Here is a 2,562-nt window from a genome sequence, read left to right as displayed (position 1 = left end):
CACTGACCTGACGGACTTGGTGGGTGTGTTGAGTTTGGCGTTAACGCCAGACGGTGTCTCTGTGGGTGCGTTGGTCAGCTTAACGGCGGCGGACATGAATGAGATAGCCAACGCCTCGGCGGTGACGGTGGCTTACCAGTGGCAAGCGGGCAGTGTGGGCAGTTGGTCTAATGTGGCTGGCACTGGCACTGGCACTGGCAACGGCGCATCTTATGTGGCGCAAGTCGGTGATGTGGGCGAGCGTTTACACCTAGTGCTGACGCTAGCCGACGCTGGAACCAATGAGTCCATCGACTTAACCAGTCAATACAGCGGCGTGGTGCAAGCCAATGACATGGGGCTTGAAACCTTCACCTTACTCCTTGAGTTTGACGGTAGCCTGCTGTCATTGGCGTCTGCGTCTGCTGAGCGTTTGACGACCTTCATGAGTGATGAAAGCCTCGTTAATCCAACCTATGCCTGGCTGCGCATGCCGGCCTCCGGTGGCGGCTTTGAGGTGGGCGCCGAAGTGGGCACCGACGCGGGGGGGTATACCTTCAACGCAGCGGTTGACGTTGGCTTTAGGCACGGTTTGCGTGTGACGTTAGAAGACAGTAATGGTCAGACCGTGACGCTATTTTCCAACATCACCCCTGTGTGGGATGGCAATACTGCCCCTGGTGATGGCAGTGACTTGGCGACCGAGCTTGAGCGCTTGCGTTATATGGATGTGCTGACGCTGCAAGGCGGTTCAATCCCTGCGCTTAATGGTGATGTATTACAAGCGGTACTGACAGGCAGTGTGCCGGAAAGGGACGTGCGTCCTCCCAATATTAGCTACCAGTGGACGCGTAATGCTTCGTCCATGAGTGCGACCACGCAAGACTACACTGTGGACGTGAGTGGTGGGGATGGTAACACCACCCTGCAAGCCACGTTGAGCTGGACAGATGCTCTGAACGTCTCTGGTACGCTGGTTTCGAATACGCGCTTGGTCGGCTCGAATGCCTCCATTGCCCCTTTACCTGTGAACATTACCCCGATGACCAGTCCATTAAACCCTGGAGAGGTGCTCAGCGCCGTTCATCGCCCTTTGTTACCGGGCGAGCAGGTAGACTATGAGTGGTTTTTATTGGATGCGCAAGGGGATTGGAACCGCGCTAACTCTTTGAATGTGGTGACCAAAGATATCACCGTTGACAATAGTCATGGCGCTTCCCGCTTGGGAGTGGTGGTGACGTTGACGGAGTCAACGGATACTTACACGTCGAAGGCGGTCACAAGTGATGTAGTTGTCATTCCGACCGGCGGCAGCGATGTCTTGAGTCTGCGTGATGTCAACATTACGCCAATCACGCTCTACTCAGACAGTGTGCTGAGCTACGCGTTCAACCTCACTCGAAATGGGGTAGCGGAAACGCCCACCAGTGGACTCGCCGCGGATTGGTATACCATTTCTGACCTCAATCAGCTGCAGGATGCCGGTAGCTGGAGCCCAATCAACCCAGTGAGCGGCGTTTATCAATTGAACAGCGCTCACAGTGGTCAGTATGTGGTGCTAGAGTTGACCTACACTGAGGGTGCTCAAACCGAGTCAGCAATCGTATGGAGTCTCACTCCAGTGCAAAGCATTACGACCCCTGGGGAATTCGCGGTTTGGTACAGCCTTATCACCTTGGAGCCCGGATGACCCAGCAACGCCTGCCTTCGGTCGCTGGGACTTAGCCAAAGCGCCAATGAGCTCTGAGACAGAAGGTCCTACGTCTGGGGCTTATACGCTTTCCCCATATGCTTTCTACAGCAATCAGGCACCATCGGTTTCTTTTCAAGATTTAACCATGTTATGGCTCAATTCCCGAATACCACTTCCGTGACCGCTGAGGTGACGCAGACATCAACTAATAACAGCCGCCCCTTAAGCGCCAGTTTTCCGTTTCGTGCTGACGAGGTGTATGAATTGCTGACGGTGGAGAAGCCAGTCTTGCGACACAATACGCCATTACACCCTAATGATGACATAGGGTTACAAAACGAAACACAAGTGCTCAGTGATGTGCAAGATGTCCTCACTCGAACCAATAACGTTGATGTGCGCTATGTGTGGCAGAGAACCAGTAATGATGGACTAAATTGGACAGAGGTGAGCAGTGAATCCTATTATGCTGACCTGCCCGCGGGGCTCAGCTCTGATGAGCGATACCGCTTGATGTTGTGGGGTAAAAACACCAACACGAATGTAGAGACGGACCTGTCCAGTGAGATGAGTACGGTCGTCTTGGCAAGCACTGCTGTCAATTATGACATTGTGTTTGACCCACTGGCGACCCCGAGAGAGGGCATCCCATTACAAGTGGTCAGTGTCCTCCAAAGCAGTGGTCCTGACATCAGCTTTGATGCTCGAGTGGTGACTTGGAGGCTGATAGCTCCTGATGGTTCGCAGGGCAACACCCCGCAGGTCGCTGACACGGTCACTCCGACCGCGTTGGATGTTGGCAGTTACTATGAAGTGACGGTGGCTTATGAGCGAAGTGGCAGTGTCTTGGTGAGTGACACCTTCTTCAGCGCGCCAGTGATTGCCGCGCT

General features: G+C 54.2%; 2 protein-coding genes. Both read left to right on the top strand.

The genetic code is table 11. From position 1 onward, the window contains the following. On the top strand, positions 1 to 1,669 hold a 1,669-nt coding region (locus tag BCU34_RS24040; protein WP_413286301.1), incomplete at its 5' end, for a hypothetical protein. A 153-nt stretch (positions 1,670 to 1,822) separates the two neighbouring features. Further along, positions 1,823 to 2,562 (top strand): hypothetical protein (locus tag BCU34_RS24035; RefSeq protein WP_413286300.1); only part of this gene is annotated, 740 nt, incomplete at its 3' end.

The sequence above is a fragment of the Vibrio sp. 10N.286.45.E10 genome, assembly GCF_002874195.2.
GTDB classification, from domain to species: domain Bacteria; phylum Pseudomonadota; class Gammaproteobacteria; order Enterobacterales; family Vibrionaceae; genus Vibrio; species Vibrio crassostreae.
The sequence above is the reverse complement of the archived record's forward strand: the minus strand, read 5'-3'. Positions and strand labels throughout refer to the sequence as shown.